This is a genomic window from Desulfotomaculum sp. 1211_IL3151, from assembly GCF_036763075.1.
Lineage (GTDB): Bacteria > Bacillota > Desulfotomaculia > Desulfotomaculales > Desulfotomaculaceae > Desulfotomaculum.
Genome location: NZ_JBAIYV010000022.1, coordinates 1 through 16509, shown reverse-complemented (window position 1 = coordinate 16509; position 16509 = coordinate 1). Strand labels below are relative to the sequence as shown.

The window sequence follows — 16509 nt, the reverse complement described above, 5'->3', positions numbered from 1 at the left end:
AAAAGTGGGGAAGCCCCCACTTTTCTATACAACAGGTTGTGTATTGCAGCTTTCTGCAGTATTTTTGCCACCTTTGTTAAACATACTCTGTATTTGGTTTAACATTTGAGGTGCTGCATCAATTAGGCGATCAAACAATGCATGGCTATCATCTACTGGTAACAGACGAATTTGACCATTCCCAACTACCAGGAAACCCATTGGCTGTACGGATACACCTGCACCACTACCACCACCAAAGGGTGAGCCTATTGAGTCCCCATTACCGTTTGCCTTACTATTGATCCCTGTTGAATATTCCCCACCGCCAGCAGCAAAACCACATGCCACCCTAGAGACAGGAATTATTACACTGCCGTCAGGAGTCTCCACAGGGTCGCCCACCACCGTGTTTACATCAACCATTTCCTTGATGCTCTCCATGGCAGTCTTCATTAATCCTTCTATTGGATGCTCTGACAAAATCGACCACCTCTTCCTTAACGTTCAATAAATTGACTTCTTTTAGCATAATATTCCCAAGAACAAATTAATTATACACCGGGGAAATACTAAAAATGCTTTACTCTGACTTTAAAACTGCTACTTATTTTCGTGTATTTTGAAGAACTACTCATGCACGTTGGTATTTCTATCATTTCTAAAATTAGCTTTAAATATTCCGAAATATTAGGTGTAAAAAGGAATTTGATTAATGTATAAAATTTAACCCCATAAGTGTAGTGAACCACGCTTTGGCAGTAACCATTTCACGCCAATGACGGTGATAAATTACAGAATATCCATGCGTGAGCGCCACGGCTTAAACGCCAATAAGTCCGGAGGTGCAAACGAATGATCAGGAAAAATTACAAAGAACGCTATGAAGAGTTATACAATATTTTTCAAGAGCTATTGTCTGATCATAGACAAGTTCTTAAAAGCCTGGGTGAACTACGAGCAGAAAACGAAATTCTCATGGGCATTCTGAAAAAGTACGGTATTGAAATACCAACCAAATATGCGGATTTCTAGGAAATTAATTTAGGCTACCCAGCAGGTCATGCTATTGCTACGGCATGATCTGCTGGAAAACTAACCTTCTAAAATATCTTCATACCAACATCTTTACAACAAAAGGTTATCCACAATACCCACAGTATCCACCACCATTGGAGGTGATACCAGAAAAAGTGATCAGTTCAAAACAAATTGTCGACAAACCCAAAGAGTCATCAGGGGGCAGTATGGCTCTCTACTCCGTGAAGGTGGCTCTCTTTTTCCGATAAAGTAGCTCTTTTACGCCGAAATATTCAGCCATTATAGGCAGACTTATAATATAGTGTAAAAATTAGCTTACTATATTCTGGATCAACTTTTTTTCTTAAGGAACTTAAACATATTTACCCCCGGAAAGTTGAATTCATATCAAGAATTTGACAAGCAACAAATAATCCCTGTTATGGTATAATTTGTTGTTATGTGTCGATTATTTGGGTATTTTTTATGAAACCAAACCCCACCCTCTGTTATCTTTTATTTAGAGAGGGGGTGACCATAGGTTTCGGTGTTAAATTAAATCTTTATAATAAGAATAAATTAAGGAGGAAACAAGCTATGAGAAAAACGTTCAAAACTCTAATACTTAGTCTAACTCTGCTTTTCATGTTTAGTTCTTTTGCATTTGCAAGTTCTGATGAAGTGGTTGTTCAAGAGAAGGGGCATGGGGAATATAAATTAAGCTCCGAAGGTGAAAAGGCTCTAAAGATTAAGAAACATAAGGGTGAAGATATTTTTGAAATAACTGATAAAGATTCATTACAAAACGATAAAGAGTATAATAAGCTATTAAGAGTCAATGAAGATACTTTTTTAAGAGTAAAGGAAGTTAGGGTTAACCTATTAGATTCGACAGAAGTAGAGGATACGATCGCACAATATGATATAAATCAATGTATGGCTTCAGATATAAAGGCTATGTCTGAAAAAGCTCAAGAACCCGATAGTGAAAGTCCTAAAGAATTAAAAATTTATACTCCTAAAAAACCTATAGATGAAAACTCTGGTGTGGAGGCTACAGCTAGTTGGTCTAAATCGTCGTCATATTATTATGTTGGATACAATAACTATAAATATTTGGATGAAATATTCTATGCTGAAAACAGAACTCCTTTCCAGTCGGTTAAATCAGGAACAAGTACTAAAACCTATATTACTGGTACTATTAAAAATATAGGACAATACATTTTAAATGGGACAATTGCAAGAATATATGGCACAGAATATGTAGTAGCAAAATTGTTCTTTCCTAATATAAGCGATTTCAGTTCCTATCCTGCGAATACAGCTGACTTTTGGCAGGCTAGTTTGATTGAGGATAAGTACAAGAAATATACTTCCATTGAGGTTTATGACATGGGTAGGTATGTATACTCTGTTAAGGCTATTGGTTCAAGAGCCAATGTTAATTTTAATCATTATGTATATTACAAGGCACTAATGTCTTCACCTAGCTATAAACAGGATCCTTCCAAACCTTACTATTCACCAAATTATAATTCTTTAGATAAGAAGGCTTATGCTTATATGAATGATTCAATTCCCTACGATGAGAGTTTTGACTACTGGACGCCTAATGATTATACTAGATTCACATCTATTAATTAGCACCAAAATTTCTTAATATATCTGAAACCTCCTTAATGGGGGTTTCAGAATCAAATAAATCTTGGGGGTGGGGGGAATTAGTGATTTTAAAATTTTTTCTTATTACTTAATATTTTTGTGCATTGCAATGTTTATACTTCTTTTAGCGACTAGATTTTATATGGCATATACTGGTGCTAAAGAAATACATTATCAATACAAAGGAATAAAGTATCACACGGAGAAGAAAGAACTTGTAGAATACACTGATATTAAAGTTGATGGAAAATATTATAGGAGTTTATTTGGTAAAACAGATGAGTTTTTAGGTACTATAAAAGTTGGTGATAAGGTCTTCAATTATTCAAATACTCCAATGAAATTTAATGAATACAAAATGACATCTATCGAAGAAGCAAATGAACACTATGGAATGATTTATATAAATGATATGTTTAAGAAAATAACAATTGATGTACATATGAATAAGGGGAATGGTGTATACAGTTCGAGTAACTGGTTAATATCAGGGCCATGCATTAATAGGAAGGAGGCAGTCAGTATTTCTGATTATCTAATCCGAAATGTTAAATAAAAAGTATATTTTATAAATATCCTCATCTTAATTTATATAACAATATAACCAGAGTAAATTATATCTAACATAGCTTTACTTTGGTGTTATTTACGAACATCTAACCCGTCAGGAGTCTCCACAGGGTCGCCCACCACCGTGTTTACATCAACCATTTCCTTAATACTTTCCATAGCCGTTTTCATCAAACCTTCAATGGGATGTTCTGACAACATCATTCACCCCCCGTCTTTTTACCTTTTTATAAATAATTTTAATACCAGTGATCATAATATTTCCAACACGAATTTTAAATATGCAATCTAGTGATGTCGAAAAAACTTCTTTTTTAAAGTTTGGTTCCACATGAAGCTCTGGTTTTGGTCTACCCAAGGCAATTTTTTTATAAAATGCTGCCGTAAACCCGCCCATGATACTCCACGCCAAGCCCGTTATAATACCGGTGGCAGCGGCATCACCTGTCCCTATTTTTAGCTTCCAAATAAAACGTTCCAGATTCAAATGCCCCAACAGGTGCTCAATATCTTTTTTTATGTCCTTGAGGTAGGGCCACCACCGGTGATAAAGCGCCATTGCTTCCTCTACACTTGAAATGGTGTGTTCCCCATGTCTTCCCATTAATTCCTTGGGATTTTCCCCGCCAGTCTCCAATTCTGTCCTGGTGGTGAGGGATATCCCAGATAGTTTTTGCCGGAAAATAACCACAGGTACCTCCAGCCTATAGTTAATGAAACCCAAAAGAAAAAACTCAAGACTGATGGTGTCATCTTCCCCGACGCGAAAATACTTAAGGTGTACCTTCATGTCAGAAAGGAGAACCAAAGCCATTAGTAGTCCCAAGCCAATAAAAATATACAATGCTAACAGACTTTGGTCACTCCTTTCATTGTTACTTTGAAGACGAATTAACCGGCAGCCTTCAGCATTTAGTCAGTAAATGGCCATGAGCCATGGCCATTAAGCTTTCTGTGCCTGTTATGCTCAAGGGTCTTCAGCTCATGGCTCCTGGCCGTACGGCCCCTGTGTTGAATATGTGCCTAGGGTGCGCCAATGGGTTCAGGTTCATTGGTGGTGGTTGGCAGGATGGTAACGGGAATTGAGACCGTATCTTTTTCTACGCCGCCTTCACCACTAATAAAAGCTTCCACCGTGCCTTTTTCAGGATTGGCTGGGGGACTATAACTTAGGGTACCACTAAATTTATTGCCGTTAATTGGCATCGGTTTTTCAGCTAAGGTCAGCCCGCTAGAATCTTTAATTCTGACTCTAACGTTACCCTCCATGCCAACAGCCGTTCCAGAAACACTTATCGACCCTTTAACCTGTTCACCAGGCTTAGGACTATCTAATTTTAAGCCCTTTTCTATGGATTTATTGGGTGCTGGCTGCGGAGTGGTCTGGGGAGCGGGAGCAACAGGTACAGGACCCTGTCCTTCTTTTTCTCTTGTCATCTCAAATCCAAGGGCTTTCACAGGCCTGTCCAGGGTAAAGGAAGCAACGATGGGTTTCCTATCTTCATTGTCTTTACGATCCTTATCTTCTAATAATGAATTACGGTAATTTAATTTAACATTTACCCAATCAAAATCATTGGCGGGAATTCTGCGCTCAATTTCTGTTATTTCAATGTCTTTACCCACGGGTAAATTCTGGCGGCTTACTAAAACATAATTTTTACCATTTACACTGGTCCAAGTAGCAAAATGCTTTTCTTGATGGTTTTTTGCCAATGCTTGCACAATTTCCGGAGATTGATCAAAATCAATTGTTTCAAAGGATACTCTGGATACATCCGGTACAACAATGGTTTTCGGCTGTGGCTGAGGCTCCGGCTTTTTAGCAGCTGTGCAGCCAAAGGGCACCAACATTAATAAAATAAAGCATAAAGCCCTTAAAGTGTTTTTCATAAAGACCCCTCCAGTGGTTTTTATTAATATTTTTAGCACTTTTTGGTTATTTATGCGTATTTAAGCTATTTTTATACGAAAACGGCTTAAAACTAGCCAAAAAATAAGCAACCATTTACCGCTCTTTCAAGCAAAGTCCTTGGGCCAGGGCAAAACAAAAGCGACAGTGGGAATCATTCCCCTGTCGCATTTATGCCTCTTCCATATCAAGCATTTCTCCCTCCACCAAAAATTCTTCTAAAGGTGGGAGATCCGATATTTTTTTTAGGTCAAAATGTCTTAAAAATTCATTGGTGGTACCGTAAAGTACGGGCCGCCCGGGGCCTTCCCTTCTACCTTTCTCCTCTATTAAGGCTCTTTCCAGCAAGGTATTAATGGGAGAATCCACCTTGACACCCCGAATCAGTTCTACTTCCGATCTTGTTATGGGCTGTCGGTAAGCGATAATGGCCAGGGTTTCGATGGCTGCCCGGGATAAACCCGTGCCACTTTTACGGTATAATCTCTCTACATAGGGAGCACATTCGGGTCTTGTACACATCTGCCAGGTATCGGCCACTTCAACAATTTTAAGGCCTCCTGGTCTGGCCTCATATTCCTGGGCCATTTCTTGCAGCAATTCCACTGCATCTGCCACATCAATTTCAGTAATTCGTGCCAGTGCTTGCACCGTAAGGGGGTCACTGGCCACAAATAAGAGTGCTTCCAAAGCTGCCTTTGTTTGATCTTTAAATAATACTGCCATCCTAGGCCTCCTCAGATAATTTCTGAACTCGACGCAAGATGGTTATCTCACCAAAGGTTTCATTCTGAACCACGGAGATTTGACCTAATTTTAATAACTCTAATAGGGCCATAAAGGTTACTACAATTTCCATACGAGTTGCATCATCGTCAAAAAGCCTGGTAAAGTCTACCCCTTCCGGGTAGAGGATAAGTTTTGCCAACAATTGACGCATTTTTTCAGGAACCTGAATCTCTTCCCGGGTAATCTCCAGGGGTATCGAAAGTTTTGCGCCGGCCCGTTGTAAAACCTTCTGCAATGAGATTAGGAGTTTTTCCATTGTTACTCCACTTAAGGGGTCCTGGGGTCTAAATAGGTGCTGGTACATATCAATATGATTGGTCCTGGTATATGTCTTCCCAGCCTGTCGTTCCTGGTCCTTTAAAAAAGAAGCCACTTCTTTAAATTTTTTGTATTCCAGCAGTCTCTGTACCAATTCCTCCCGTGGGTCAGGCCCTGCTTCTTCCTCTGTTTCCTGTCCTGCTTTTGTTCGGGGCAAGAGCATTCTTGCCTTGATCGAGACTAAGGTGGCAGACATCAGCAAAAATTCACTGGCCACATCCATGTCCATGGCCTGCATTTGTTTGATATAGGCAAGGTACTGGGAGGTAATTTGAGCAATGGGAATATCGTAGATATTAATTTGATCCTTATCAATTAAGTGTAACAATAAATCCAAGGGCCCCTCAAAGGCGGATAATTTAACTGCATAGGACAAAAAAATCACTCACATCCTAACCAAAAATGGCTGCCCGAACCTCTTCCAATGTCTTTACCGTGGCCTGCCGGGCTTTTGCTTCGCCGGCTTGTAAAATTTCTTCAACATATCCTTTTTTCGCAAGTACTTGCTCCCGTCGCTCCCGGATTGGTCCTAAATTCTCTTCCAAGGCTCCGGTTAGTTGTTTTTTACAGGCCACACAACCGATTTGGCCGGCCCGGCACTCGGTTTCGATCCCTTCCAGAATACTGGAGTTGTAGATACGATGGAACTTGTGAACCACACAGACATCCGGATTACCCGGATCGGTTTTACGAATACGGGCTGGATCTGTGACCATTAAGTTGACATGCTTTTTAATCTCCTCGGTGCCGGCACCCATGGAAATGTAATTATGATAGCTTTTGCTCATTTTGGCACCATCAACACCAGGCAAAACTGCCACATCTTTATTGATAATGGCCTGGGGTTCGGGAAAGACCGGCTTAAACAGGTGATTGAAACGTCTGGCCACCTCTCTGGTTAGCTCGACATGGGGTGTTTGGTCCTCACCCACCGGCACTGCATTGGCTTTATAAACCAAAATATCTGCAGCCATTAGTAAAGGATAGCCCAAAAAGCCATAGCTATTAATATCCTTACCCAACTCACCTAATTTTTGAATTTGATCTTTGTAGGTTGGTACCCTCTCCAACCAGGAAAGCGGGGTAACCATGGATAAAAGCAAATGCAGTTCTGCATGTTCCTGAACAGCGGACTGCCTGAAAAGAGCACATTTTTCTGGATCTAAACCATTTGCTAACCAGTCTGCTACCATTTCAATGGTATTGGCACGTATGTCTTTGGCTTCCTCCCAGCCTGTGGTCAGGGCATGCCAATCCGCTACACCAAAATAGCAATTGTATTCTTCCTGCAGGCGAACCCAATTATTGAGCACACTCTGGTGCCCTAGATGCAGCCGGCCTGTAGGTCTCATTTCACTTAAAATTACTCCTTTGCTAGCCATTATGCATTCTCCTTTAGTTTATAGTGGTAATCCAGCAATTAAATTTGCCAGTGTGCTTAATAAGTTCACAATCGGGTAAATAAAGAATCTCAGGATGGGGCTAAGGAATCCGAAGAATATCAGCACCAATAAAATGGCAGTGCCGTAGCGTTCCAACTGATAGAGCCACTGCTGTGGTCCCGGCAATAAGCCGGCTAATATTTTGGAACCATCCAATGGCGGTATCGGCAACAAATTAAATACAGCCAGCAAGACGTTTATATAAATAAAATAACCCAGCATAAAGCTTAAACCACCTGTGGGCTTTAGCAAGCCAAGTACGATGGCACCCAAAAAAGCCAACAATAGATTCGTCATTGGTCCAGCCAGTGACACCAGCATCATGCCCTTTTTTCTGTCATCAAAGTGAAAGGGATTAACTGGTACCGGTTTGGCCCAACCGAAACCGGCTAAAAACAAAAGCAGCGTACCCAATGGGTCCAGGTGCTTGAGGGGATTTGCCGTTAACCTGCCTTCGTAGTAAGCGGTTTTATCACCCAAACGATAGGCAGTGAAAGCGTGGGCATACTCATGCAAGGTCAAGGCAAATAAAATGGGAGGTGCCATTAATAATAATTCCTGTATCGTTGGAAAATTAAACAATTGGCCTCGTTCCCTTCTTTTTCTTTCCTTTATTCCCCTGGTTTGGCCCAGCCGCCGGAACGGCTGGCCTGGGCTGCTTAGGCTGTATTTTGGGTGCATTGTTTTGCTCCAAATAGGACTTTACGTAGGCCAGCTCATCTTCCCTTGTTTCAATTAAACCGTCCAGCCTGGCACGCCAAACAGCATCCAGGGCCCGTCGGTACATGGGACCTGGTTGATAGCCCATTTCCCGAATATCCTTGCCATTGACCATCGGTTTGTTTTTATGCACCGATTCCATAACCAGGCGGAAGCGGCGAATGGCGTTTTTGTCTTCCAACAGGGCCAGGAACAATGGGTATGCTTCCCTAGGTAAGGTTTGCACAATTTTGGTCAAATCAGAAAGCGGTACATCCTCCGTGGTCGATAGTTTTCTTAGGGCTACTCTGCCATAGGCAATGGTATCCAGCACTTTATCCGTTTGTCTGCGACCCAAATTGTAGCGTTCACATATATTATAGGCCTTTTCCTGGGTGGTTAAGTGTAAAATAGCCAGAAAATACGGCAGCCATTTTTCCGCAGGCTCAGACCAGCCCCAGTTGCGTAAAATCATCAAGGCCTGGGGAATTTCACTAATCACATATTGAATTTCCCAAAAGGTAATCTCCGGGAAAAGATAATCCCAAACTCCTAATTCAGACATCCGATCCAACATATGCTCGGGGTCCGCTTCCTCTAAGATATGGCGCAATTCTCCCCACATTCGTTCGGTGGATAGACGGGAAATAACCTTTTCCCGCACAGCTTCCTCTATTAATCGCAGGGTCTGGGGCTCGATAATCATATCATAACGCTGTTCAAAACGGATGGCCCTCAGAATACGGGTGGGATCTTCAATAAAACTAATATTATGGAGAACCCGGATGGCGCCGATTTGCAAGTCATCCCTGCCGTTAAAATAATCTACTAACTCCCCAAAACGTCCTGGATTTAGGGCCACTGCCATGGCGTTAATGGTAAAATCCCTGCGGTAGAGATCATGCTTAAGAGAGGACTGCTCCACCTGGGGCAGGGCAGCGGGATATTCATAATACTCCACCCTTGCGGTGACCACATCCACCCAGAAACCATCGGGGAAAATAATTTCAGCCGTGCCAAATTTCTCATGGGGCCGCACCCTACCACCAATAACCTGGGCCAAATGGTTGGCCATTTCAATACCGTTACCTTCCACCACCAGATCAACATCCAGGTTTTCTACCTTCAGTAATACATCCCTTACCAGGCCGCCCACAGCGTATACCTGATAGTCTAATTCTTGGGCTACCTCGCCAGCCTTTGTCAGGATATTCATAATGCGCCTAGGCAGTGCCCGCTGCATATCTGGCCTAATATTGGCCCCTGAGCTGGATTTTTTATCATTATAGGTTGTCGAATACCGCCCCTTAAACCCCTCATGAAGGGTTCGTAGTACATCGGTGCGGGAAACTATGCCGATGACCATGTTCCCTTCTACAACCGGAAGTCTGCCTATATCCTTTGCGATCATTAAATCTTGCACAGCATGAATATTAATCTCTTTGGTTACAGTTACTACATTAACCGTCATAAAACCTTTTACCGGCGCATGACCCAGCCCATGGTGGGTAGACTTTTCTACATCTCGCCTGGAAATAACTCCCACTAGCTTATCATCCTTGATCACCGGTAAGCCGGTATGACCATAACGCAGCATAATTTTACCAGCTTCCTCAATGGTCGTTTCAGGAAACACCATTTTAACCGGGCTGGACATAATATCTTCGACCGTAAGGGGAGGTTGGATCTTTCCTTTAATTAATTCCAATAACTTCCCTGCTACTTCATCAACAGTTTGACCCTTTATCGTAGCAGAAGCAGCAGCCGGGTGTCCGCCGCCGCCAAATTCAAGCATAATATCCCTGCAATTTACTTCCTTAAGAGCACAGCGACCCACCAGATGAACTCGATCCTCCATCTCCACCACGGCAAACACAGCATCGGTGCGCTCAATCTCCGACAATTTATGAGTAAGGAGAGCGAGTCCTCCCACAAACTCATCCACATTGCCCTTAGCAATAAGAACTTTGGTACCGTTGATCAGATGGTGTTCTGCTGTAACTAAAAGCTCTTTAAGCAAAGCTTTTTGTTCCTCCGTTAAGGGACGGCCTAAAAAATCAGCTACCACAGCTAGGTTTGCTCCCTGTTCCAATAGAAAGGCGGCTGCTCGGATATCTCTGGGAGTGGTACTCGTAAAAACCAAGCAGCCCGTATCTTCATAAATCCCCAGGGCCATGATCGTTGCCTCTAAGGGTGTAATTTCCAGTCCCTTGTTGCGTATTTTTTCAATTAATAGCGTTGTGGCAGCCCCTACGGTTTCAACCACTTCGACTTTACCACAAACGTCTCCCTCCGCCCTTGGATGGTGGTCATAAATGTGCACCTCCACTCCGGGTCGGTTAAACAATTCCTTAAGTTTGGATACCCGGCCGGGACTTTTGGTATCTACCATAATCAGACGCTTTACTTTATTAATATTAATGTCTTTGATATTTCGAACATTCTTGAGGGTATCTTTATGTAGTGCCAAAAACTCTTCCACGTTACGAGATAATTTTCCAGGGAAAATAAGTTCGGCCCCAGGATATATTTTTTGCGCTGCCACCATAGCCGCCAAACCATCAAGATCGGTATTAACATGTGTTGTAATGATCTCCACCCTTACACCCCCTAGAAAAGTGTATTTTTTTGTAAATACATTAAATTATACCACACCCCACTAAAAGAAAAAAGCACCCGACTTGGGTGCTGTATTTCAGTCAATTTTCTACATAACTAACCACGGGTGAAAATATAAAAGGTCTGTGCGGGGCATATTGCATCAGCGAAAGAGTGCTTCGTCATCCCCCTTCGCTCCTAAACTCGACGCCGATAGCCCAGGGGGATAACTAGCACCTGCAAATCTTTATAAAAAACTTACCTGGAAGAAGAGGCCAACTTAATTACAGAACTGCAAAGTCTTTCCGGCAGCATATCATTACGGAGTAAATCCGCGTAATCCTCTCTTTTGATAATCAAATCCGCCTTCCCTTCATGCACTAAAACCATCGCCGGGCGGGGGAGTCTATTGTAATTCATCGACATGGCGTAATTGTAGGCACCGGTGCCAGCAACGGCTAATATATCACCCGCACGAAGTTCCGGCAGCTTAATATCCCATATCAGCATATCCCCTGATTCACAGCATTTTCCGGCAATGGAAACCTTCTCCACTGCCTCTTCATTCATGCGGTTGGCTGCACAGGCCTCATACTTTGCCTGATATAAAGCTGGGCGAGGATTATCGGCCATACCGCCATCCACTGATACATATTTACGAATCTGGGGAATATCTTTTATTGTTCCAATGGTGTAAAGGGTGGTACCAGTGGGGCCGGCAATGGATCGACCGGGTTCTACCATCACCTTGGGTACGGGAAGGCCAAATTCGGCGGCTTTTTCCCTTACTGCACCAATCATAATACCTGCATATTCTGTGATGGAACAGGGCTGATCCCCGGCAAAGTAATAGATGCCTAAACCACCGCCAAGATTAAGTTCCTCCGTTACAAACCCTGTTTCTAAATAGACATCCTTGACAAAGGTCATCATCACATCGGCGGCATGGGCATAGGATTCTAATTCAAAAATTTGTGAACCAATATGGCAATGGAACCCCTTAAGCTGAATGTTTGGTAAATCCCGACATTGTTTTACACTGGACATGGCCATACCATTTTCAATGGCCAGACCAAACTTTGAGTCAATTTGGCCGGTTTTAATATATTCGTGGGTGTGGGCCTCGACCCCGGGACTTAATCGAAGAATAATTGATGCTTTAACACCCATCTCACCGGCTATGTCATTTAGCAATGCCAACTCCTGCTTATTGTCAACCATGATCCGGTTCACCTTACACTCCAATGCCATACGAAGCTCAGCAGCGGATTTGTTGTTGCCATGGAAATATACCCTTTCCATGGGAAAGCGTGCTTTGGCAGCTGTATACAGTTCCCCGCCGGATACAACATCTAAACCCAAACCTTCTTGTTCAACCATGGTACAAATGGCCAGGTTGCTTAATGTTTTACTGGCGTAAATAACGGCGGCCCCGTAAGCCTCCGTAAATGCCTTGTAGTAGGCCCGGCAATTCTCCCTGAACATTGCCTCATCAATAACATAAAGAGGAGTACCAAATTCTTTTGCCAGATCCAATGTATCACAACCACCGATTTCCAAATGCTGCTTATTATTTATACGCATAGTTCCTTGCAATCTCATTTGTTTCCCTCCTGAAATATAATACCCATCTATGATCAAAACTGCCACAAAAAGGTTTGTTCCTTATTTTGGCAACCTAAAAGTGTTAGAAAAACGGCCATAATCTTAGGGCCGTCCAAGCATCCTCTTTAACTGCAAAAATTATATCATGGGCAAAAAATAAGCGTCAAGGAAAACACCTTTATAATGCTGTATACTTGCTATTTAATAAAAGAAAAGGCTTCTTCCTGCATAAGCAGAAAGAAACCTCAAAGTCTAGTTTGTTTTATCCACCGATTCCACATTATTTTGGCTTCTTCTAGTATTTCTCTTCTTGGTAGCCTTGGTACCTGGTGCAACCTCACCGGGTTTCCCGTACTTCTCCCAAATTTCCCTAAGTTCTTCGGAAGATAATACGTAATCACGAACGGTGTTATCAGACATAAAAGCACCCCTCCCCTATATACTAGCTAGGCAATTAATTATATAAGAAAAAAATCGTTCGGGCAACTGGTAATTATTAGTCAATTGCCCTATTTACCTTGGTTAATATTCGATACCTTACTTTATCGTGCAATTCTAAATATCGCAGGAAGACTTAGACTGGTCAATTGGACTAATACCACAACTGCCGCTGTTTAAATAAAGAATCCATCTTTTAGCCTGATGAACCCTTTTCTCTAATTTTTCCACCAAGGGTATTAGTTCTTCATCTTTATAGCTTCCCTGGGGTTGATGATTAAAAGCATCGGACAGTACTTTTTCGATTTGTTCAGCATTATAACCCAAGGCCCGCATGGACAACATGGCCCGCTCAATTCTCCATAATAACTCTCTTCGGTCAGCCAACATTATTTACAACCTACCCTTCTATTGAAGAATAGTAATATTAATGATTATATTATACAATTTTTTCGCTAATATTTAAATATCTTTTTGACCTAAGAGACAAAAATTGGATGAACCAAGCATTTATTTCATCGACAGGGAAACCCTTCCCCTTTCCAAATCCACCGAAAGTACTCTTACATTTACCACATCCCCTACCGAAACAATATCAAGCGGATGGCGGAAACGACGCTCACTCAATTCAGAGCGATGGACCAATCCATCATTCTTTAATCCAACGTCTACAAAAACACCAAAGTCTACAACATTTCGCACCGTACCCTTTAGCTCCATACCGACCTGTAAGTCTTCAATTTTTAAAATATCACTCCGAAAAAGCGGGCCCGGTAAATCCTCCCTGGGGTCTCTCCCCGGGCGAAGCAACCCATCAATGATGTCCTTAAGGGTAGGCACTCCGGTCTGCAGCTTTTCCGCCATCTTCTCTAGGTCCTGGTTGATTAACTTTTCTTTTATTTCAGGACTGCCAATTTCATTTTCCGAACAACCAATTTCCTTTAGCAAACCCCTTACTATGCCATATGATTCTGGGTGAATACCCGTTTTATCAAGGGGATTGCTGCCATCAAGAATACGAAGAAAGCCGACACATTGTTCAAAGGCCTTGGGTCCTAATCTGGGTACCTTTTTCAACTGGGTTCTTTCAATAAACGTACCGTTTTCTTCACGGTAAATGACAATATTCTTGGCCACCGTTGAATTTATACCCGATACATAGGAAAGCAAGGAAGTAGATGCTGTGTTTAAATCTATTCCCACCAGGTTGACAGCTGATTCCACTACTCCCTTGAGACTTTCTTCCAGTCTCTTGGGAGCCACATCATGTTGGTATTGGCCCACCCCGATGGACCGAGGTTCAATTTTAACCAGCTCAGCCAAAGGGTCCTGCAGTCTCCGGGCAATTGAGGCAGCACTGCGTTGGGCTACATCCAGGCCGGGAAATTCCTTGGCGGCTAACTCCGAGGCAGAATAAACACTGGCTCCTGCTTCATTGACAATAATATATTGTATCTTCTGCCAACCTTTTTCCTTTAGCAGTTCTGCCACAAATTGTTCCGTTTCCCGCGAGGCCGTTCCATTTCCTATGGTAATAATATCCACCTGATATTTCTCTACCAGCCTGTCTATTTCAGCCCTGGCCTCCTGGATCTTTTTTTGCGGTGGCGTAGGATAGATTACCCCAACTTCCAGTAATTTGCCTGTATTATCAACCACCGCCCATTTACAGCCGGTGCGATAGGCCGGGTCTAAACCTAACACAACCTTACCCTTGACCGGGGGTTGCAATAAAAGCTGCTTTAGATTTTTTGAGAATACGGCAATGGCCTGTTCCTCTGCCACCTCCGTAAGTTGGTTGCGGATATCTCTTTCCACTGCCGGTGCCAATAATCTTCTATAACCGTCCTTGATGGACTCTTCCATGACCTCTGCTGCTCCTGATTGAGGCAACAGCCAACGGCCTTTTAGCTTTTCCAAAACAGCATCTTCGGCAACATCGATTCTTACCCTTAAAATATCTTCCTTTTCTCCCCGGTTAATGGCCAGAATTCGATGGGGCGGTGCGGTCTTTACTGGTTCTCTATGCTCGTAGTACATCCGGTAAACACCACGTTCATCCAACTCTTGTTTCTTAACTTCCGTAACCAATTCGCCGCGTTGAGAGGTAAACTGCCGTAACCAACCACGGGTCTCCGAATCATCCGAAACAATTTCTGCAATGATATCCATAGCACCCTGCAAGGCTTCCTCGGCATGGTTCACTCCAGCCTCCGGATTGAGGTAGTTTGCTGCCTCCTCCAGAGGTTGGGCCCCACTTTTGGCCTGCATTAACCATAGGGCCAGAGGTTCCAGCCCCTTTTCTCTGGCCACACTGGCCCGGGTTTTTCGTTTAGGCCGATATGGTTGATATAAATCCTCCACTGCTGTTAATGACTCGGCCGTGGTTATCTTTTTCCTAAGTTCATCTGTAAGCTTACCTTGCTCCTCTATGGAATGAATAACCTCTTCCTTGCGTTTTTCTAAGTTTCTCAGTGAAGTTAGACGTTCCAATATCTTTCTAATTTGAACTTCATCCAATTCACCGGTCATTTCCTTACGATAACGGGCAATAAATGGAACTGTATTGCCATCATCCAATAATTTAGCAGTCTGTTCTACTTGGCTTTCCCTGACTGCTATTTCCTGAGCAATCAGCCGATACAGGTTTACTTCCTTATGCATTCGTTAATTCCCCTATCTTATTTATTCTAAAAAATATATCTTTCTATATCAAACCCCCTGCTTCCTCCAATTACATGCACATAAACCATTCTTATTCCATAAACTGTAACAAATTACAAAAGGAGGTATTTTATGTTTTGTTACACTTATCTTAGCAACGTAGAATGCGGTCTTAGGGAATTAATCTTGTGGTCTGAAATCAGTTGCCAACACCCTATTTTTATAACAAACGTAGCCCAATGCCTCAATATTACCTTACCCCCTACTATCGTTGCCGGTCTGGAACGTATGAGACAATGCTTTGCCAATATTAATCAGCAGGCACGGCAGCTTTTGGCTTCTGCTCCCCAGCATCGGCATAACACAATGCACAACTTTACCCTGGCTCAACAGACTGCCCACTTAATGCAGCAATTTTTACAATATGACCAAGAGTTTATTGGTATCTTGCAGCAAGTGAAAAATTTTGGTACGAACCAGCCAGTATTTCAGACTTTAATACATCATATTGAAAATGAGCAAGTTTACATGCTTCAGTTAATTTCCACCTTGCTGCAGCAGCTTTGTCAGGGACCCACACCCTATTCGAATATGTTTTCCGTTCCCCCTGCCCCGGACGAAAATGTATAAAGATGGAAGCAAAAAATGAAATGGGGCTGTCGCAGTCAGGCAAGCTTGGAAAACAACAAAAGACGGCGACTGGCAAATGCCAGAAGCCGTCTTTTGTTGTAAAATATAGTTGTGAACAAAACTTTACAACCAGATTATACATTAACCGGGAATGTATATCAACTGGTAATTCCGATGGAT

At 42.4% G+C, this 16509-nt stretch carries 16 protein-coding genes and 1 pseudogene; 4 read left to right on the top strand and 13 right to left on the bottom strand.

Annotated elements, in window-relative coordinates; all coding sequences use genetic code 11:
- Nucleotides 1-24: 24 nt before the first annotated feature.
- Nucleotides 25-462 carry a GerW family sporulation protein gene (gene ytfJ, locus V6C11_RS03780; RefSeq protein ID WP_333529749.1) on the bottom strand — a complete coding sequence of 146 codons (438 nt, stop codon included), beginning with the start codon at nucleotides 460-462 and terminating at the stop codon, nucleotides 25-27.
- A 372-nt stretch (nucleotides 463-834) separates the two neighbouring features.
- Here ytfJ and V6C11_RS03775 point away from each other — a divergent pair, with 372 nt between their 5' ends.
- The 3 genes from V6C11_RS03775 (at nucleotide 835) to V6C11_RS03765 (ending at nucleotide 3220) form a co-directional block, all read left to right on the top strand.
- Entirely contained in the window at nucleotides 835-1014 is a 180-nt protein-coding gene (locus tag V6C11_RS03775; RefSeq protein WP_333529748.1) for a hypothetical protein, read from the top strand.
- Between the two features lie 582 nt (nucleotides 1015-1596).
- Entirely contained in the window at nucleotides 1597-2646 is a 1050-nt protein-coding gene (locus tag V6C11_RS03770) for a hypothetical protein (RefSeq protein WP_333529747.1), read from the top strand.
- A gap of 160 nt (nucleotides 2647-2806) precedes the next feature.
- Complete coding sequence (locus tag V6C11_RS03765; protein ID WP_333529746.1) at nucleotides 2807-3220, top strand: hypothetical protein; 414 nt, start codon at nucleotides 2807-2809, stop codon at nucleotides 3218-3220.
- A gap of 104 nt (nucleotides 3221-3324) precedes the next feature.
- On the opposite strand, the pseudogene V6C11_RS03760 reads toward V6C11_RS03765, so the two are convergent.
- The 12 genes and pseudogenes from V6C11_RS03760 to V6C11_RS03705 all read right to left on the bottom strand — a co-directional run.
- Nucleotides 3325-3438 (bottom strand): annotated as a pseudogene (locus V6C11_RS03760) (GerW family sporulation protein); the annotation flags it as partial.
- Nucleotides 3413-4048, bottom strand: coding sequence for a DUF2953 domain-containing protein (locus V6C11_RS03755; RefSeq protein WP_333529745.1), 636 nt, complete (start codon nucleotides 4046-4048; stop codon nucleotides 3413-3415). The pseudogene V6C11_RS03760 and the gene V6C11_RS03755, both read right to left, overlap by 26 nt.
- A 209-nt stretch (nucleotides 4049-4257) precedes the next feature.
- Nucleotides 4258-5127 (bottom strand): Gmad2 immunoglobulin-like domain-containing protein, encoded by an 870-nt coding sequence (locus V6C11_RS03750; protein ID WP_333529744.1) that lies wholly within the window; start codon nucleotides 5125-5127, stop codon nucleotides 4258-4260.
- A gap of 190 nt (nucleotides 5128-5317) precedes the next feature.
- Complete coding sequence (gene scpB, locus V6C11_RS03745) at nucleotides 5318-5872, bottom strand: SMC-Scp complex subunit ScpB (RefSeq protein WP_333529743.1); 555 nt, start codon at nucleotides 5870-5872, stop codon at nucleotides 5318-5320.
- A 1-nt stretch (nucleotide 5873) separates the two neighbouring features.
- Nucleotides 5874-6638 carry a segregation and condensation protein A gene (locus tag V6C11_RS03740; RefSeq protein ID WP_333529741.1) on the bottom strand — a complete coding sequence of 255 codons (765 nt, stop codon included), beginning with the start codon at nucleotides 6636-6638 and terminating at the stop codon, nucleotides 5874-5876.
- A 7-nt stretch (nucleotides 6639-6645) separates the two neighbouring features.
- On the bottom strand, nucleotides 6646-7635 hold the full coding sequence (gene trpS / locus V6C11_RS03735; protein WP_333529740.1) for a tryptophan--tRNA ligase: 990 nt from the start codon (nucleotides 7633-7635) through the stop codon (nucleotides 6646-6648).
- An 18-nt stretch (nucleotides 7636-7653) separates the two neighbouring features.
- Entirely contained in the window at nucleotides 7654-8277 is a 624-nt protein-coding gene (locus V6C11_RS03730; RefSeq protein WP_333529739.1) for a site-2 protease family protein, read from the bottom strand.
- Nucleotides 8270-10993 carry a CBS domain-containing protein gene (locus tag V6C11_RS03725; RefSeq protein WP_333529738.1) on the bottom strand — a complete coding sequence of 908 codons (2724 nt, stop codon included), beginning with the start codon at nucleotides 10991-10993 and terminating at the stop codon, nucleotides 8270-8272. The genes V6C11_RS03730 and V6C11_RS03725 overlap by 8 nt, the downstream gene beginning before the upstream one ends.
- 257 nt (nucleotides 10994-11250) lie before the next feature.
- Nucleotides 11251-12594: a diaminopimelate decarboxylase gene (lysA, locus tag V6C11_RS03720; protein ID WP_333529737.1), complete on the bottom strand. Its 1344-nt coding sequence runs from the start codon at nucleotides 12592-12594 to the stop codon at nucleotides 11251-11253.
- A 255-nt stretch (nucleotides 12595-12849) separates the two neighbouring features.
- The gene (locus V6C11_RS03715; RefSeq protein WP_333529736.1) at nucleotides 12850-13017 is read right to left on the bottom strand and encodes a spore protein P; all 168 of its coding nucleotides are present in this window, start codon (nucleotides 13015-13017) and stop codon (nucleotides 12850-12852) included.
- A 135-nt stretch (nucleotides 13018-13152) separates the two neighbouring features.
- Nucleotides 13153-13425 carry a hypothetical protein gene (locus tag V6C11_RS03710; protein ID WP_333529735.1) on the bottom strand — a complete coding sequence of 91 codons (273 nt, stop codon included), beginning with the start codon at nucleotides 13423-13425 and terminating at the stop codon, nucleotides 13153-13155.
- A gap of 120 nt (nucleotides 13426-13545) precedes the next feature.
- Nucleotides 13546-15699: a Tex family protein gene (locus tag V6C11_RS03705; RefSeq protein ID WP_333529734.1), complete on the bottom strand. Its 2154-nt coding sequence runs from the start codon at nucleotides 15697-15699 to the stop codon at nucleotides 13546-13548.
- A 132-nt stretch (nucleotides 15700-15831) separates the two neighbouring features.
- Here V6C11_RS03705 and V6C11_RS03700 point away from each other — a divergent pair, with 132 nt between their 5' ends.
- Nucleotides 15832-16329 (top strand): DUF2935 domain-containing protein, encoded by a 498-nt coding sequence (locus tag V6C11_RS03700; RefSeq protein WP_333529733.1) that lies wholly within the window; start codon nucleotides 15832-15834, stop codon nucleotides 16327-16329.
- Nucleotides 16330-16509: the final 180 nt, after the last annotated feature.